This window comes from Streptomyces sp. NPDC091287, from assembly GCF_044768525.1.
Classification (GTDB): domain Bacteria; phylum Actinomycetota; class Actinomycetes; order Streptomycetales; family Streptomycetaceae; genus Streptomyces.
This window is the reverse complement of the sequence record NZ_JBIVUV010000024.1, coordinates 37,134-51,834: the sequence shown is the minus strand read 5'-3', so window position 1 is coordinate 51,834 and position 14,701 is coordinate 37,134. Positions and strand designations below refer to the sequence as shown.

The following is a 14,701-nucleotide window of genomic DNA, read 5'->3' as shown; positions in this document are numbered from 1 at the left end:
TCCATGGCCAGGACCGTCATCGTCGTCATCGACGGATTCGGCGTCGGCGCCATGCCCGACGCGGGCGCCCTGCGCCCCGGCGACCTCGCCGCCGACACCTGCGGGCACGTACTCGACCACGCCCGCGCCGCGTTCGGGCGGCCGCTGCGGCTCCCGGTGCTCGGGGCGCTGGGCCTCGGTCTGGTCCACCCGCACCGGGACCTGGCGCGGAGCACCCGGCTGCCCGTGTCGGCGGGCCGTGCCGCCCTCGGCTATCCGGGCGCGGACACCTTCGCGGGCCACCAGACCATGATGGGCGCGGACTTCAGCCGGGTGACCGTGGCCCGGCTCGCCGACCACCTCGACGAGGTGACCGAGGCGCTCACGGCGGCCGGTCACCGGGCGGAGCGGCTCGACGGAAAGCCGCTGCTGCTGGTCGACGGGGCGGTGCTGGTCCACGACAACCTGGAGGCCGACCCCGGGATCAACTGGAACGCCTCGGGGCGCCTGGAGGATCTGCCGTTCGACGGTCCGGGCGGGATTCTCGCCGTCGCCCGTACGGTGCGGACGGTCGCCCCGGTCGCCCGGGTCATCGCGGTGGGCGGACACGCGGACGGTCCGCTCGACTCCTACGTACGGGGCGGGGACGGGGGCACCGTCGGTCTTGACACCCCGGCCACCGGCTTCTACCGCAACGGCGGCCTGGAGGTTCAGCACCTGGGCGCCCCGCTCGACCACACCCGTCAGCTCCCCGGTCTCGCGGCACGGGCCGGCATCCCGGTCACCCTGGTGGGGAAGGCCGCCGACATCCTGGTGTGCGAACAGGCCGACCGGCGGCCGGCCGTGGCCACCGCCGATGTCCTGGCGTACACCCTGGACGCGGTACGCGCCGGGGGCGACGCCCTGGTGGTCGCGAACGTCCAGGAGACGGATCTGGCGGGGCACCAGCAGGACACCGGGCGCTACGGGCAGGTGCTGGAACAGGTGGACTCGGGGCTCGCCGGGCTCCTGGCACTGCTCACGGACTCCGGGGACCGGCTGATCGTCACCGGCGACCACGGCAACGACCCCTCGATCGGGCACGCGCACCACACCCGGGAGTATGTGCCGGTGCTGATTTACCGCCCCGACGGGGCCGGGGTGGAGCTGCTGCCGGACGCGCGGAGTCTCGCCGATGTGGGCGCGACGGCCGCCCGGTCGCTGGCACTTTCCCCGCGGGACCTGGCGGCGGGAACGCCGATCGGCACGGACGGGGAGGCGCGGGCCGCCGCACTCCGCACGTAGTCGACGGGCACGAACAATCCCCGGACCGTAATTGCGGTCCGGGGATTATCGCGGGTATATTGGATTCTTCTGCGCTCATGCAGAAAGGCCCCGCTCGGGGGCCTTATGAGTACGAATATATCTGGCGGGGAGCCGTTTTGTCAAACCGGGAAAGCGACGAATTGCGGGAAGAGCAGGAATTCATCGACCGGCTCCATGCCCGGGTCGACGCCCTGCGCGGGGTGGCCGCCGATGGCATCGAGCACGCGCTGACGCCGGTCGGGACGGGCCAGCAGGCGCGGCTGGAGCGCGACATCCTCGTCGCGGAGCGCTCGGGTCTGCTCGCCGCGCTCAACGCGGTGGACGGCTCGCTGTGTTTCGGCCGCATCGACCGCTCCGACGGGCTCGCGCACCATATCGGCCGTATCGGGATCCGTGAGGACGACGCCGAGCACACCCCTGTGCTGATCGACTGGCGTGCGCCGGTGGCGCGTCCTTTCTATCTCGCCACGGGGCATACGCCGATGGGTCTGCGCCGGCGCCGGCACATCACCACCGAGGGCCGCACGGTCACCGAGCTCCATGACGAGATCCTCGATCTCGGGGACCGCGACCGCACCGGCTTCGAGGATCCGAACGGCGACGCCGTGCTGCTCGCGGCGCTCGATTCCGCGCGCACGGGACGCATGGGCGACATCGTGCGGACCATCCAGGCCGAGCAGGACGGCATCATCCGGGCCCCTCACCGGGGCGTTCTCGTCGTCGAGGGCGGACCCGGCACCGGCAAGACGGCCGTCGCGCTGCACCGGGCCGCCTTCCTGCTGTACGAGCACCGCGAGCTGCTCGCCAAGCGGGCCGTGCTCATCGTGGGGCCCAACCCGGCGTTCCTGCGCTACATCGCGGAGGTGCTGCCCGCGCTCGGCGAGACCGGGGTGCTGCTGGCGACGCAGGCGGAGCTGTTCCCCGGGGTGCACGCCACCGGTACGGACTCCCCGCGCGCCGCGGCCGTCAAGGGCGGCGAGCCGATGGCCGAGGCGCTCGCCCTGGCCGTACGCGACCGGCAGCGGCTGCCCGAGCCCGGGGCGGCGATGATCATCCCGCACGAGGACGGCGGGGATCTGGTCCTGGACTGGGAGATCGCGTACGAGGCCCGGCAGGCGGCCAGGGACACCCGTCTGCCGCACAATCTCGCCCGCCCCCACTTCGTCTTCCGGGTCATCGACGCACTCACCGCGCAACTCGTCGAACGCATCGGCGCGGACCCCTACGGCGGGCCCAACTTCCTCGGCCCCGACGACATGGCCCAGCTCGGCCGGGACGTCGCGCTGAGCAAGGAGGTGCACGCGGCGGTGGACGAGCTGTGGCCGCCGCTGACCCCCGAGGGCTTCCTCGCCGACTATCTGGCCGATCCGGTGTACGTACCGGACGAGGACGCCGACGCGATCCGGCGTCCGTCCGTCGGCTCGGCGTGGACGCCCGCCGACGTACCGCTGCTCGACGAGGCCGCCGAGCTGCTCGGCGTCGACGACAGCGCGGAGAGGGCGGCTGCCGAGGCCGCCCGTCAGGAGCGGGTCGGGTACGCCCAGGGTGTGCTGGAGCTGTCGCGCGGCTCGGAGAGCTACGAGTTCGAGGACGAGGAGTCCGAGGTCCTCGCCGCCCACGACATCATCGACGCCGAGCGGATGGCGGACCGGCACGAGGAGGCCGACCACCGCACCGCCGCCGAGCGGGCCGCCGCCGACCGCACCTGGGCGTTCGGGCACATCATCGTCGACGAGGCGCAGGAGCTGTCGCCCATGGCGTGGCGGCTGCTGATGCGCCGGGCGCCGAGCCGCTCGCTGACGCTGGTCGGCGACCCGGCCCAGACGTCCGAGGAGGCCGGGGTCGGGTCGTGGGAGGAGATCCTCCAGCCGTACGTCGGCGACCGCTTCGAGCACGTCACGCTGGAGGTCAACTACCGTACGCCCGCGGAGATCGTGGAGCTGGCGGCCGGGGTCCTGCGGGAGAGGGACCCCTCGTTCACCGCCCCCGTCTCGGTGCGGTCGACCGGCGAGAAGCCGTGGACGCGGGATGCCGGAGAGGATCTGGCGGGCGAGGTGGCCAGGGCGGTCGTGGAGTTGACGCCCCGGGAGGGGCGCCTCGCGGTGATCGCGCCGCGTGCGCTGCACGAGGAGATCGCCGCCCCGCTGGACGGTGTCGCGGCGGGCGAGGCCCCCGACCTCACGCGCCCGGTGGTGCTGCTGGATCCGCGCCAGGCCAAGGGGCTGGAGTTCGACCATGTGCTGGTCGTGGAGCCCGCCCGGTTCGGCACGAGCGATCTGTACGTGGCGCTCACCCGTGCCACCCAGCGCCTGGGCATCGTCCATCGGGAGGAGCTGCCCCCGGCGTTGCGCTGACGGGGCCGGGCGGCCCGCCTTCGTGGCGCTCGGCGTCGGCGGGCCGCGGACGTGGCCGGAACACGGTTGGCGAAGCCATAGGGTAACGCCATGTCTTCGCCATTGAGTTCGACAAAGACCGCGGCTGCTCTCCGCACGTCGGCACGGGTCTCCGCAGAGGTGCTGCTGGTCCTCGTGGCGGCGGCGGTCGCGCTGTGGGTGCTGGGCCGGATGTGGTCGGTCGTATGGCCGCTGATAGTCGGCCTGTTCCTCACCACGCTGACCTGGCCGCTCGCCCGTTTCCTGCGCCGGCTCGGCTGGTGGCCCTCGCTCGCCGCTTCGGTGGTGACGGTGTTCGCCCTGCTCGTGGGGGCGGGCATCGTGGCGCTGATCGCGGTGCCGGTGGCAGGTGAGTCCGGGGAGCTGGCCGACGGGGTGATCGAGGGCATCGACAAGCTCCGCGAGTGGGCGGCGGGTCCGCCGCTGAACATCGGCGACGACCAGATCACCGGCGCCCTGGACACCGCGACCGCTCAACTCCAGGACAGTGTCGGCAGCGTGGTCACCACCGCCGTCACCGGGGTGAGCACCGTGGTCAACGGGCTGGTCACGGCGGTTCTGGCGATCTTCCTGATGTTCTTCTTCCTCAAGGACGGCCCGCGCTTCCTGCCGTGGCTCACCCGTCAGCTTCCCGGCCGGCTCGCCACCGACGTCCCCGAGGTGGCCTCCCGCTGTTGGGACACCCTGGGCGCGTTCGTGCGGTCGCAGGCGTTCGTCGGTCTGCTGGACGCGGTCTTCATCGGGCTCGGCCTGTGGATCCTGGGGGTGCCGCTGGTGCTGCCGCTGGCGGTGCTGACCTTCGTCTGCGCGTTCGTGCCGATCGTGGGGGCGCTGTTCGCCGGATTCGTGGCGGTGGTCATCGCCTTGGTCTCGAACGGACCGATGGACGCCCTGATCGTGCTGGCGATCATCGTCGTGGTGCAGCAGTTGGAGGGCAATGTGTTCCAGCCCATGATCCAGAGCCGTGGGCTGGGGCTGCACGCGGCCACGGTCCTGCTCGCCGTGACCCTGGGCGGCAGCCTGGCCGGCGTGGTGGGTAGCCTGCTCGCCGTGCCGGTGGCGGCGCTGCTCGGGGTGGTCTGGAACTACCTCCGCGAGCAGCTCGTGGAGGAGCCGCGTCAGCCCGAGGCGGCGGATCCGGCCGACGGGACCGGCTCACCGGTCCCGTCGGCGTAGGGCCCTGCCCCCTCACCGCCCGAGGGAGCGCAGCAGCGCCGGCAGCGCCCCGCGCAACTCTCGCTCCCAGTAGGGCGGGGAGTGGGTGCCCCGGTAGAAGTGCGTGGTGACCGCCACCCCGTGGGCCCGCAGCCGGGAGGCCATCGCCCGGTTCTCCGCCCCCATGATGGCCTCGGTCGGGGACAGGACGTCCTCGGGGAAGGGGTCGTCGGGGTCCTCCAGGCCGGGGACGTGCGGGTCCGGCTCCGTGCCGGGCGGGTCGAGCGCGCCCGCCCGGCCGTCGCCGCTGGAGAGGTGGACCTCGACGCCGCGCAGTCGCTCCGGCCGGTAGTACGGGTCGTGGTCCTGCCAGATCTGCCGCTGGGCCACCGGGTCGCCCCACAGCGCCAACCGGTCCAGGCCCAGATAGTCGAGTCCGGCCCGGACCGCCCGGGGGTGCTGGAGCGGATGGACGTAGCCGCTGAGGCCCGCCACCGCGCGGAACAGGCCGGGGTGGCGTGCCGCGTAGGTCAGCACGCCGAAGCCGCCCTGCGACTCCCCCGCCGCGACCCGCCGGTCCCCCGCGCCGTAAAGACGCTCCAGCAGCGGGCGCACCTCGTCGAGGTGGAAGGTCTCCACGCGCGGCGCGCCGCCGGCGCCGCCGTTCCACCAGTCGCTGTAGAACCCGAAGAGCGGCATCGACGGCATGACCACGAGCACGTCGCGCAGTTGCGGGAGCCGCTCCACCGCGTAGTCCTCGGTCCAGGCCTCGGGGTCGCCGTGGCCACCCGCCAGCAGATACAGGACCGGCCATCGCTCGCCGCGCCCGCGATCCTCCCAGCCGTCCGGGGTGAGCAGGCGGACCGTGCCGGCGCCTTCCAACGCCGCCGACCGCATGGTCAGTTCGAGGAGCCGGTCGCCGATCCACCGCTCCCCCGTCACCCGTATCCCCGGGGGCCGGTCCCCGGGCGGGGCCGCTGCCGCCGCTGTTCCGGGCACGAGCAGCAGCAGGGCAGCGCCCCATGCGATCACCTTGCGCGGAATGCTCATCACCGTGACCTCCCGACATCGTCGGCCGGACTTCGCCCGACGCTTCGGACGGTACGGAGCGGGACGGGTGCCGGCATCCTCCGACGGGAGGCCGCCCGTACACCGACGGGAGGCGGTCTCCCGCTCCCGGGTCACTTCACGCAGGTCTCGTCCCTCTTCGGGAGCCGGCCCGTCGCCAGGTAGCGGTTGACCTCGGTGTCCACGCAGGCGTTCCCGTACTCCCCGTACAGGGCGTGGCGGTTGGCGTTCTCCAGGGTGAGGAGCCTGGAGCCGGGAAGCCTGCTGTGCAGGGTGGTGGTGCTCCGGTAGGTGGTGCGGGGGTCGCCCGTGGCCGCGACCAGGAGGACGGGGGCGTCGTGGCTGATACGGGTGGGGGCTTCCCGTGGCGCGTCCCAGAAGGCGCAGGGGCCGATGTTCTCGGTGAGGGGACCGAACAGGGGGTGTGCGGCACGGCTCCGTTGGATGTCGCGCCAGTAGCGCTCGGTCTCGCGCGGGGCCGGTACGTCACCGCAGATGATTGCCGTCTGGGAGCTGCCGAAGGAGGAGTCCGTGCCGGAGAGCAGGAGACGCAGCGTCTCCGCGAACTCCGGGGGCAACGGAGCCTCGCGGCCCTTCGACGCCTGGGACAGTGCCGCCACCTGCTGGGCCAGGAGGTCCCGCGAGCCGTCGCCGTCGTCGGCCAAGCCGATGAAGAGCAGCGTCGGTATGTGGGTGTCGTCGACCCGGAAGACCTCGGGGGCGGTGCCGAGGGTCAGCGGGGCGCGGGCCGCCTTCGCCATGATGTGGTCGATGGTGGCGAGCACCGCCGTACGGGAGCGGCCCAGGCCGTACGTCGTGTGGCGGGCGGCCGCCCAGGCGGCCCAGTCGGAGAGCGCCTGCTCGTTCTCGCGCACCGTGTGCTTCAGCAGGCGCGGGTTGTAGTCGTCCGGACCCACCGCTCCGTCCAGGACCATCCGGTCGTAGCGGCCGGGGAACATCTGGGTGTAGACCGTGCCCAGGTAGGTGCCGTACGAATAGCCCAGATAGGAGATCTTCCGCTCGCCCAGTGCGCCCCGGATCACGTCCATGTCCCTGGCCGTGTTGCGGGTGCTGATGTGCGGGAGCACCGAGGCGTCAGTGGCGCGGCACTTGGTGGCCAGGCTCTTGCTCAGCGCCACCTGGCGGTCGAAGCCCGCCCGGCTCGCTCCGGCCGAGAACCAGGTGAAGCTGACGGGCCAGCCGCAGTCCAGCGGGGTGCTCCGGCCGACGAAGCGCGGGTCGAAGCCGACGATGTCGTAGCGCGGGCCGACCTCCTTCATCGCCGTGCGGACGATCGGCGGGGAATCCACGGCCGGGCCGCCGGGGCCGCCGTTGTTGAGGAGGATCGCGCCGATGCGGCGGCGGGTGTCGGTGGCCTTCAGACGGGATATCGCGACCGTGATCGTCCGTCCCCCCGGGGCTGTGTAGTCCAGCGGGACCGTGACGTCGGCACACTGCACGCCCGCCTTGTCCAGGTCTCTGCCTGTCTCGTCCTGCGGGGAGCTCATACAGGTGCCCCAGTCCAGGGGTTGGTGGTAGTAGCGGTCGAGCGCTCCGGCGACCGTCGGCGGTGCGACGGTACGGGGTTCCGGGCCGGGCCGTGCGGTGGCCAGGGCCGGTGACGCCGTGACGCCCGCCGCGAGGGCCAGGGCCAGGCCCGCGGCGGCGGTCCTGGCGGTCGTCCGGGCGGCCTTGGTGGTGCGGGCGGCCGCCGGGGTTCGGGTGGTCTTCTCTGCGTCCTCTGCGTAACTCACATCAATAGACGCTAGGAGAAGGACCGTTGGGGATCACTGGGGCTGGCACCCCAGCTCGGCGGGGGTCACCTCCCCCTCGGGAGAGGAGCGCGGGCCACCCGGTCCGGCCGGGTGGCCCGGGGGCGGTCAGACCTTGGCGGGGCGGCGCGCCAGGGCGTAGCCGTACTGGTCGGGCCAGCGGGGTGCGGCCGCCAGGGCGTCGGCGGCGTGGTGGGCCCAGTGCGGATCGCGCAGCATCTCGCGGCCGATCATGACCGCGTCCGCCCGACCCGTCGCGACGATCTCCTCGGCCTGGTCGGCGTCGAGGATCAGGCCCACGGCGGAGGTGGCGATGCCGGCCGTCCGCCGGACCTGGTCGGCGAAGGGGACCTGGTAGCCGGGGTGTGCGGAGATCGCGGCGTCGCGGACGATGCCGCCGGTGGAGACGTCGAGCAGATCGACGCCGTGTGCGGCCAGTTCCCGGGCGAGGCGGGCGGTGTCGTCGCCGGTCCAGCCCTCGCGCGGGTCCTCGGGGTTCTCGGTCAGCCAGTCGGTGGCCGAGGTGCGGAAGAGGACCGGCAGGTCGTCCGGCCATACCGCGCGGACGGCGTCGACCACCTGGAGCGGGAAGCGCAGCCGGTTCTCCCAGCTTCCGCCGTAGGCGTCGGTGCGACGGTTGGTGGCCGGGGACAGGAAGGAGTTGATCAGGTAGCCATGTGCACCGTGGATGTCGACGACCCGGAAGCCGGCGGCGATGGCCCGCTCGGCGGCCGCGGCGAAGTCACGCACCAGCTGCTGGATCTCGTCCTCGGTCAGCTCGTGCGGCACGGGCAGGCCCTCGAACGCGACGGCGCTGGGGGCGACGGCCGTCCAGCCGCCCTCTTCCTCGGGCACGTAGCGGTCGGCGAGCCAGGGCCGGTCGGTCGAGGCCTTGCGCCCGGCGTGGGCGAGTTGGATCGCGGGCACCGATCCGTGTGAGGTGATCGCGGCGGCGATCCGGGCGAAGGCCTCCTGCTGGCGGTCGTTCCACAGGCCCAGGTCCCAGGGGCTGATCCGGCCGTCCGGGCGCACACCGGTGGCCTCCGTCATCACGAGGCCGGCGCCTCCGGCGGCCCGGCCCGCGAGATGGGTGAGGTGGAAGTCCGTCGGAACGCCCGCCTCCGGCCCGTCGGGGGCCGCGGAGTACATGCACATCGGAGACATCCACACACGGTTGGGGATCTCCAGGGACCTCAGGGTCAGGGGCGTGAACAAGGCACTCACCGGTAGGTCTCCTCAGGTTGGGGTGTCGCCGCCGGGCAGCGACACCAAGGTAAGTACGATAGGCATCGTAGTACGTCAATTGTCAAACTACGATATTCCTCGTACTTTGATGGAGACTTCGAGGAGGCTGGCAACCCATGTCCACCGCAGCACGCGGAGCCACGTCAGGGCGGCAGCTCGCCCATCCGCTCAGGGAAGAGATCCGCCTGGAGGCGATCCTGCACGCCCTGGCCGACCCCATCAGGCTGCGCATCGCGCGTGAGCTGGCGGACGGGCACATCGACATGGCCTGTATCGCGTTCGACCTCCCGGTGAGCAAGTCCACCAGCACACACCACTTCAAGGTGCTGCGCGAGGCGGGCGTCATCCGCCAGCACTACGAGGGGACCTCCCGCCTGAGCCGGCTGCGCGAGGACGACCTGGAGGCGCTCTTCCCGGGGCTGCTGCCGGCCGTCCTGGAAGGAGCGCGCCGGTCGGCGGGAGCACCGGACCCGGCATGAGTACGGGTCCGCCCCGAGCACCTCAGGCGCTCGGGGCGGACGTTCGCGTGGTGGGGGCGGCCGCGCGGCCGACGCCTCAGATCGTCGCCGTGTCGATCACGAAGCGGTAGCGGACGTCACTGGCGAGAACCCGCTCGTACGCCTCGTTGACCTGCCCCGCGCCGATCACCTCGATCTCGGCGCCGAGCCCGTGCACGGCGCAGAAGTCCAGCATCTCCTGGGTCTCCTTGATCCCGCCGATCGCCGAACCCGCGATCGACTTGTTGCCCAGGATCAGGGAGAACAGGTTCAGCGAGATCGGCTCCTCGGGGGCGCCCACGTTGACCAGGGTGCCGTCGGTCCGCAGCAGAGCCAGGTAGGCGCCGAAGTCCAGCGGGGCCGAGACCGTGGAGAGGATGACGTCGAACGTGCCGGCCAGTTCCTCGAAGGTCCGCGGATCGCTGGTCGCGTAGTAGTGGTCGGCGCCCAGCTTGAGCCCGTCGTCCTTCTTCCGCAGCGACTGGGAGAGGACGGTGACCTCGGCGCCGAGCGCGTGCGCGATCTTGACGGCCATGTGGCCGAGACCGCCGAGACCGACGACGGCGACCTTCTTGCCGGGGCCCGCGCCCCAGCGCTTGAGCGGGGAGTAGGTGGTGATGCCCGCGCACAGGAGCGGCGCGGCCTCGTCCAGGGCGATGCCCTCGGGGATGGAGAGGGCGAACTTCTCGGCCACGACGATGTGCGTCGAGTAGCCGCCGTACGTGGGCTCGCCGCTGCGGTCGAGGGCGTTGTACGTCTGGGTGTTCCCCTCGGCGCAGTGCTGCTCGCGGCCCATCAGGCACGCGTCGCACGCTCCGCAGGAGTCGACCATGCAGCCGACGCCGACGCGGTCGCCGACCTTGAACCGGGTGACCCCGGGGCCGGTCTCGGCGACGATCCCGGCGATCTCGTGGCCGGGCACCATCGGGAAGATGCCCTCTCCCCAGCCGTCGCGGGCCTGATGGATGTCGGAGTGGCAGATCCCGGCGAACTTGATGTCGATCAGGACGTCGAACTCTCCCACCGGGCGGCGTTCGATCGTGGTGCGCTCCAGCGGGGCCTTGGCACGGGGAGCGGCATAGGCGGCAACGGTGGTCATGCCGGAGGTTCTCCTCTGGGTGATGCGATAGGAACGTCTCCCAGCATCACGCCGTGACGGATGTTTACCCAGGTCACCGCTCTGCCTACGTCCAGCGGTCCTACTACTGACGGGGACAGGCTCCGGCTCGTACGACCAGGAATCACAGGAATAATGGAAGCCATGGACGATCAACCAGAGGCCGCCGCCCCCGAGCCGCTGGACGGGCGCGCCGAGCTCAGCGAGTTCCTGCGCACCCGGAGGGCCAAGCTCCAGCCGGGGGACGTGGGCCTTCCGGAGTTCGGCCGGCACCGCCGGGTGCCCGGTCTGCGCCGGGAGGAGCTGGCGCAGCTGGCCGGGGTGTCGGTGGCGTACTACACGCGCCTGGAGCAGGGCAACGGGCGCAATGTGTCGGCCGAGGTGCTGGACGCGATCGCGCGTGCGCTGCGTCTCACGGACGCCGAGAGCGCACATCTGACCCACCTGGCCAAGCCCGCCCAGCACAGGAAGAAGCGCCGCCCGGCCCGGGTGCAGCGGGTACGGAAGGGCGTGCTGTACCTGCTCGACAGCATGGACGGCATCCCCGCGTACGTGACCGGGGCGCGGTCCGACGTCCTCGCCTGGAATCCGATGGCGGCGGCGGTGTTCGGTGACTGGGGTGCGCTGCCGTCGGCTGAGCGTAACTGGGCGCGGCTGGTGTTCCTCTCCCCCGCCTACCGGGACCTGTTCGTGAACTGGGACTCCAAGGCCTCGGACATGGTCAGCTATCTGCGGCTGTACGCGGGCTGCCATCCCGACGATCCGGAGCTTTCGGCGCTGGTGGGCGAACTCTCGGTCAAGAGCGACGAGTTCCGGCGGTTGTGGGCCACGCACAACGTCAAGGAGAAGGGCCACGGCATCAAGTTGCTGCGGCATCCGCTCGTCGGGGAGCTGACCCTGTCGTACGAGACGCTGAACCTCCCGGACGACGAGGAGCAGCATCTGGTGACCTACCACGCGGAGCCGGGCTCGGAGTCGGCCCAGGCCCTGCGCCTGCTGGCGAGCTGGGGAGCGGACGCGGGCCGGGTCGACGTCATCGGCGACGCGAGGCGGGGCCGCGTCGGCGAGCGATGAGGACGAGCGCGCGGAGCCGGACCCGCGTACCCGGAGATCGGGAGTCGCCTAATCCAACTCACCGGTTTTCTTTTCGGAGTACGGATAAATACGGCGGTGACTCCCGGGCCTTTTCCGGTCCGCCTCCACCGCGATCCGTGAAAGCGGACCGGTAAAGGGAATGCACGCGCCGTCGCGCTTTTTCCCGTCCGCAAGGAACAAAGGCTCTCCAGTCACCCGCGAAGCGGCCCTATTCCGGCGCGAAAGCCCCCGTATGCTCGGCCGACCAGCTGCGGAACGGCCTCGCCGGACGACCCGTCAGTTCCTGGATCGTGGGCACCACGGACGCCTTCGCTCCCGCCCGCTGCCGCTCCGCGCTCTCCAGGAAGGCCTCCGCGACGGGCGGCGGATACTTCGCCAGCAGAGCCGTACGCGCGGCGTCCACCCCCAGTTCCTCGAAGCGCAAAGGCCGCCCCAGCACCCGGGAGAGCTGGGCGGTCTGTTCCCGCGCGGTGATCGCCTCCGGGCCGGACAGGGCGTACGCCCTGTTCTCGTGCCCCGTGCCGGTGAGAACGGCGACGGCCACCGCGGCGACGTCGCGCGGGTCGACGCACGCTACGGGAGCGTCGCCGTACAGGGCGCGCACCACTCCCGCCGACCGAATGCCGGGGGCCCAGGAAAGGGTGTTGGACATGAACGTCCTGGGGCGCACGAACGTCCACGGGACCCCCGAGTCCCTGACCGCCTGTTCGTTCTCCCGCTGACGCCGGGTGATGAAGTCGTCGGCGCCCGGCTCCTCCACCGCCATCATGGACAGCTTGACCAGGTGGCGTACGCCCGCCGCGGCCGCCGCCGCGGCGACCCGCTCGTCGTCGGGCTCCGTCGGGCTGTTCGTCACCAGGAACACCGAGGCGACGCCCCGCAGTGCCCGGTCGAGAGCGGCGCGGTCCCCGTACTCCCCCTCGACGACCTCGACCCCTGCTCCCCGCACCGTGAGCCGCTCGGGGCGGCGCGCGAGAATCCGCACGGGACCGGCCTCCGCCAGCTGTCCGGCGACCTCACGGCCCACCGCTCCGGTCGCACCCGTCACGAGAATCACTCGAGGAACCTCTCAGCCGTCGGCCCGGGGGCCGGACAGGACCGTGGAGAAGACCGTCTCGCCGTCCTGATGACCTGTCACCTGGACCGTCACCGTATCCTCGTCCTTCCCCGGCAGGACCACCGCCCCTATCCGGCACGGGCTGCCGAACTCGGAGTACCGGTGGAACCGGGTGCTCGCCTCCACCGGAACGATTCCGGCGGGCCCTGCCACCAGGCACGCCGCCTGGCGGGCCGCCTCCAGCAGCAACATGCCCGGGACATGGTCATTGGGGCGCTGGAAGAGGGTGGGGTGCCGGGTGTCCACGCGCAGCTCCCAGACTCCGTCCTGCCCCGTCTCGGAGAGCACCACGTCCTCGACGCGGGCACGGCCCGCCAGGACGGCCGGGACCGGCGCGGTCTCCGGTATGGATACTCCCTCGATCGGGACGTCGCCGCGCATCCGCCGGTACGCCTTGGGCGTGCTGAACCTGGTCGCCGCCACCCCCGTGGCGGCGAGCCGATCGCCCCGGTGCACCGCCCAGCCGACGCGCCCCTGCGCCGGGAGCCCGCCCCGCCACTTCAGGTCGGAGCAGAACACCTCCAGGCCGATTTCGGTGGGCTCGCCCCCCACGGCAAGGTGCTCGGGATGACAGACGTAGTCCAGTTCCGTCAGGAGGAAGTGGTAGCCGAGCGGGATCCCGTACCCGGCATGGAAGGCGAGCATGGCCGCCTGTCGCATCGCCTCCGCGACCAGCAGGGGATCGTGCCGGTCGTCACCCACCGGAGCGAAGAAGGGATGGTCGTGCGGAAGAACCGCTTCCACCGCGAACCGGTCGCGCCCCAGGCGTACCCAGTTCCGCGGAAAGGCGTCCTCCGGCCTGGTCCGGTGCACCATGTCGATCCCCACGGGATGCACCACCTCGGCCTCCGCGTCCATAGTCGGCACCGGATCGATCAAGACTGCTGCTTCGGGCATAACTCCCCCCAGGGGTCATGTAGTGGCGAGCCGTTCCTGCGATGCGCGTACTGATAGGACAAGATACAGAATAATCGGTTTTTTTCTTCATGTCCGGACGAGGTCGCACACCGCCGCGGGCCTCCGGGAAACGCATCTGCCGGGGCGTGACGATTACCGGAATTCCAAAGGCGCCCACTGCACAAAAGGGCGATATCCGCTCCCCTTTTCCGCGCGCCTGTCCGCACTCGGCCCGGGATGCCGAGCTCGAACGGACGCACCCCGTCCAGGGCGAGAACGACGGCCCGTCGCACGCTTCCCATGGCACCGATCCTGTCGAAAGATGGCGATCATGGCATGGTACGCCGGGCGAGCGCACTCGACCCCGGACCCGTGGAGCGTCCAGGGAGGCCCTTGGGCACGGGAGGCGCTCAGGCGCCCAGCGCCAGCTTCGCGCCGAGGCCGATCATCGTGACGGCGACCAGACCGTCCAGCACCCGCCACGCGGAGGGCCGCGCGAGGACTCCGCTCAGCAGCCGGGCGCCGAACCCGAGCGCGGCGAACCAGCACACGCTGGCGAGGATCGCGCCGAGACCGAAGGTCCAGCGCAACGGCCCTCGGTCGGCGGCGACGGACCCGAGCAGGAACACGGTGTCGAGGTACACGTGCGGGTTGAGCCAGGTCATCGCCAGGCAGGTCAGCACCACACCCCGGCGCGAGGCAGCGGGAGCGTCCCCCGCGTGCAGGGCCGACGGCCGCAAAACCCGGCGCGCGGCGAGCAGACCGTAGCCGATCAGGAACACGCCGCCGAGCAGCCCCACCACCGTCAGCGCCGACGGCCAGGCCACGACGAGAGCGCCGACGCCGGCGACCCCCAGCGCGATGAGCACCGCGTCGGACAGGGCGCAGATCCCGACCACCGCGAGCACGCCGTCGCGGCGGACGCCCTGGCGCAGCACCAGGGCGTTCTGGGCTCCGATGGCGACGATGAGCGAGAGGCCGGTGCCGAAACCGGCGGCTGCGGTGGTCAGGGCGTTCGTCATGCGGCGACGCTACGGAGCGAGCAATCCTGGTGTCCAGCT

Annotated in this window: 12 protein-coding genes; 5 read left to right on the top strand and 7 right to left on the bottom strand. The window is 71.7% G+C overall.

Annotation, left to right across the window (positions count from 1 at the left end; genetic code table 11):
• Window positions 1–3 precede the first annotated feature (3 nt).
• From ACIQRW_RS33100 to ACIQRW_RS33090, 3 genes are all read left to right on the top strand, one after another.
• The gene (locus ACIQRW_RS33100; protein WP_403767552.1) at window positions 4–1,263 is read left to right on the top strand and encodes a phosphopentomutase; all 1,260 of its coding nucleotides are present in this window, start codon (window positions 4–6) and stop codon (window positions 1,261–1,263) included.
• A gap of 161 nt (window positions 1,264–1,424) precedes the next feature.
• Window positions 1,425–3,638, top strand: coding sequence for a HelD family protein (locus ACIQRW_RS33095; RefSeq protein ID WP_403767725.1), 2,214 nt, complete (start codon window positions 1,425–1,427; stop codon window positions 3,636–3,638).
• Between the two features lie 90 nt (window positions 3,639–3,728).
• Window positions 3,729–4,853, top strand: coding sequence for an AI-2E family transporter (locus ACIQRW_RS33090; RefSeq protein WP_403767549.1), 1,125 nt, complete (start codon window positions 3,729–3,731; stop codon window positions 4,851–4,853).
• Window positions 4,854–4,865: 12 nt separating this feature from the next.
• Here the strand turns inward: ACIQRW_RS33090 and ACIQRW_RS33085 are convergent, their stop codons facing one another.
• From ACIQRW_RS33085 to ACIQRW_RS33075, 3 genes are all read right to left on the bottom strand, one after another.
• Window positions 4,866–5,882 (bottom strand): alpha/beta hydrolase, encoded by a 1,017-nt coding sequence (locus tag ACIQRW_RS33085; RefSeq protein WP_403767546.1) that lies wholly within the window; start codon window positions 5,880–5,882, stop codon window positions 4,866–4,868.
• Between the two features lie 131 nt (window positions 5,883–6,013).
• Entirely contained in the window at window positions 6,014–7,654 is a 1,641-nt protein-coding gene (locus ACIQRW_RS33080; RefSeq protein WP_403767543.1) for an alpha/beta hydrolase, read from the bottom strand.
• 126 nt (window positions 7,655–7,780) lie between these two features.
• Window positions 7,781–8,896 carry an NADH:flavin oxidoreductase/NADH oxidase gene (locus ACIQRW_RS33075; protein ID WP_403767540.1) on the bottom strand — a complete coding sequence of 372 codons (1,116 nt, stop codon included), beginning with the start codon at window positions 8,894–8,896 and terminating at the stop codon, window positions 7,781–7,783.
• Between the two features lie 137 nt (window positions 8,897–9,033).
• Here ACIQRW_RS33075 and ACIQRW_RS33070 point away from each other — a divergent pair, with 137 nt between their 5' ends.
• Window positions 9,034–9,396: an ArsR/SmtB family transcription factor gene (locus ACIQRW_RS33070; RefSeq protein ID WP_403767537.1), complete on the top strand. Its 363-nt coding sequence runs from the start codon at window positions 9,034–9,036 to the stop codon at window positions 9,394–9,396.
• Window positions 9,397–9,472: 76 nt separating this feature from the next.
• Here ACIQRW_RS33070 and ACIQRW_RS33065 read toward each other — a convergent pair whose 3' ends face one another.
• Window positions 9,473–10,513: an NAD(P)-dependent alcohol dehydrogenase gene (locus ACIQRW_RS33065; RefSeq protein ID WP_403767534.1), complete on the bottom strand. Its 1,041-nt coding sequence runs from the start codon at window positions 10,511–10,513 to the stop codon at window positions 9,473–9,475.
• 162 nt (window positions 10,514–10,675) lie between these two features.
• On the opposite strand from ACIQRW_RS33065, the gene ACIQRW_RS33060 reads away from it, so the two are divergent.
• The gene (locus ACIQRW_RS33060) at window positions 10,676–11,605 is read left to right on the top strand and encodes a helix-turn-helix domain-containing protein (RefSeq protein ID WP_403767531.1); all 930 of its coding nucleotides are present in this window, start codon (window positions 10,676–10,678) and stop codon (window positions 11,603–11,605) included.
• A 229-nt stretch (window positions 11,606–11,834) separates the two neighbouring features.
• On the opposite strand, the gene ACIQRW_RS33055 is transcribed toward ACIQRW_RS33060, so the two are convergent.
• From ACIQRW_RS33055 to ACIQRW_RS33045, 3 genes are all read right to left on the bottom strand, one after another.
• Window positions 11,835–12,683: an NAD(P)H-binding protein gene (locus tag ACIQRW_RS33055; protein WP_403767528.1), complete on the bottom strand. Its 849-nt coding sequence runs from the start codon at window positions 12,681–12,683 to the stop codon at window positions 11,835–11,837.
• Window positions 12,684–12,695: 12 nt separating this feature from the next.
• Window positions 12,696–13,640 carry a ScbA/BarX family gamma-butyrolactone biosynthesis protein gene (locus ACIQRW_RS33050; protein ID WP_403767526.1) on the bottom strand — a complete coding sequence of 315 codons (945 nt, stop codon included), beginning with the start codon at window positions 13,638–13,640 and terminating at the stop codon, window positions 12,696–12,698.
• Between the two features lie 410 nt (window positions 13,641–14,050).
• Window positions 14,051–14,662 (bottom strand): LysE/ArgO family amino acid transporter, encoded by a 612-nt coding sequence (locus ACIQRW_RS33045; protein WP_403767523.1) that lies wholly within the window; start codon window positions 14,660–14,662, stop codon window positions 14,051–14,053.
• Window positions 14,663–14,701 lie beyond the last annotated feature (39 nt).

What these genes read in the sequence shown, in the direction of transcription:
- ACIQRW_RS33100 (WP_403767552.1), top strand. Translation starts at nt 4, where the DNA reads ATGGCCAGGACCGTCATCGTCGTCATCGACGGATTCGGCGTCGGCGCC.
- ACIQRW_RS33090 (WP_403767549.1), top strand. Translation starts at nt 3,729, where the DNA reads ATGTCTTCGCCATTGAGTTCGACAAAGACCGCGGCTGCTCTCCGCACG.
- ACIQRW_RS33085 (WP_403767546.1), bottom strand. Translation starts at nt 5,882, where the DNA reads ATGAGCATTCCGCGCAAGGTGATCGCATGGGGCGCTGCCCTGCTGCTG.
- ACIQRW_RS33070 (WP_403767537.1), top strand. Translation starts at nt 9,034, where the DNA reads ATGTCCACCGCAGCACGCGGAGCCACGTCAGGGCGGCAGCTCGCCCAT.
- ACIQRW_RS33065 (WP_403767534.1), bottom strand. Translation starts at nt 10,513, where the DNA reads ATGACCACCGTTGCCGCCTATGCCGCTCCCCGTGCCAAGGCCCCGCTG.
- ACIQRW_RS33060 (WP_403767531.1), top strand. Translation starts at nt 10,676, where the DNA reads ATGGACGATCAACCAGAGGCCGCCGCCCCCGAGCCGCTGGACGGGCGC.
- ACIQRW_RS33050 (WP_403767526.1), bottom strand. Translation starts at nt 13,640, where the DNA reads ATGCCCGAAGCAGCAGTCTTGATCGATCCGGTGCCGACTATGGACGCG.
- ACIQRW_RS33045 (WP_403767523.1), bottom strand. Translation starts at nt 14,662, where the DNA reads ATGACGAACGCCCTGACCACCGCAGCCGCCGGTTTCGGCACCGGCCTC.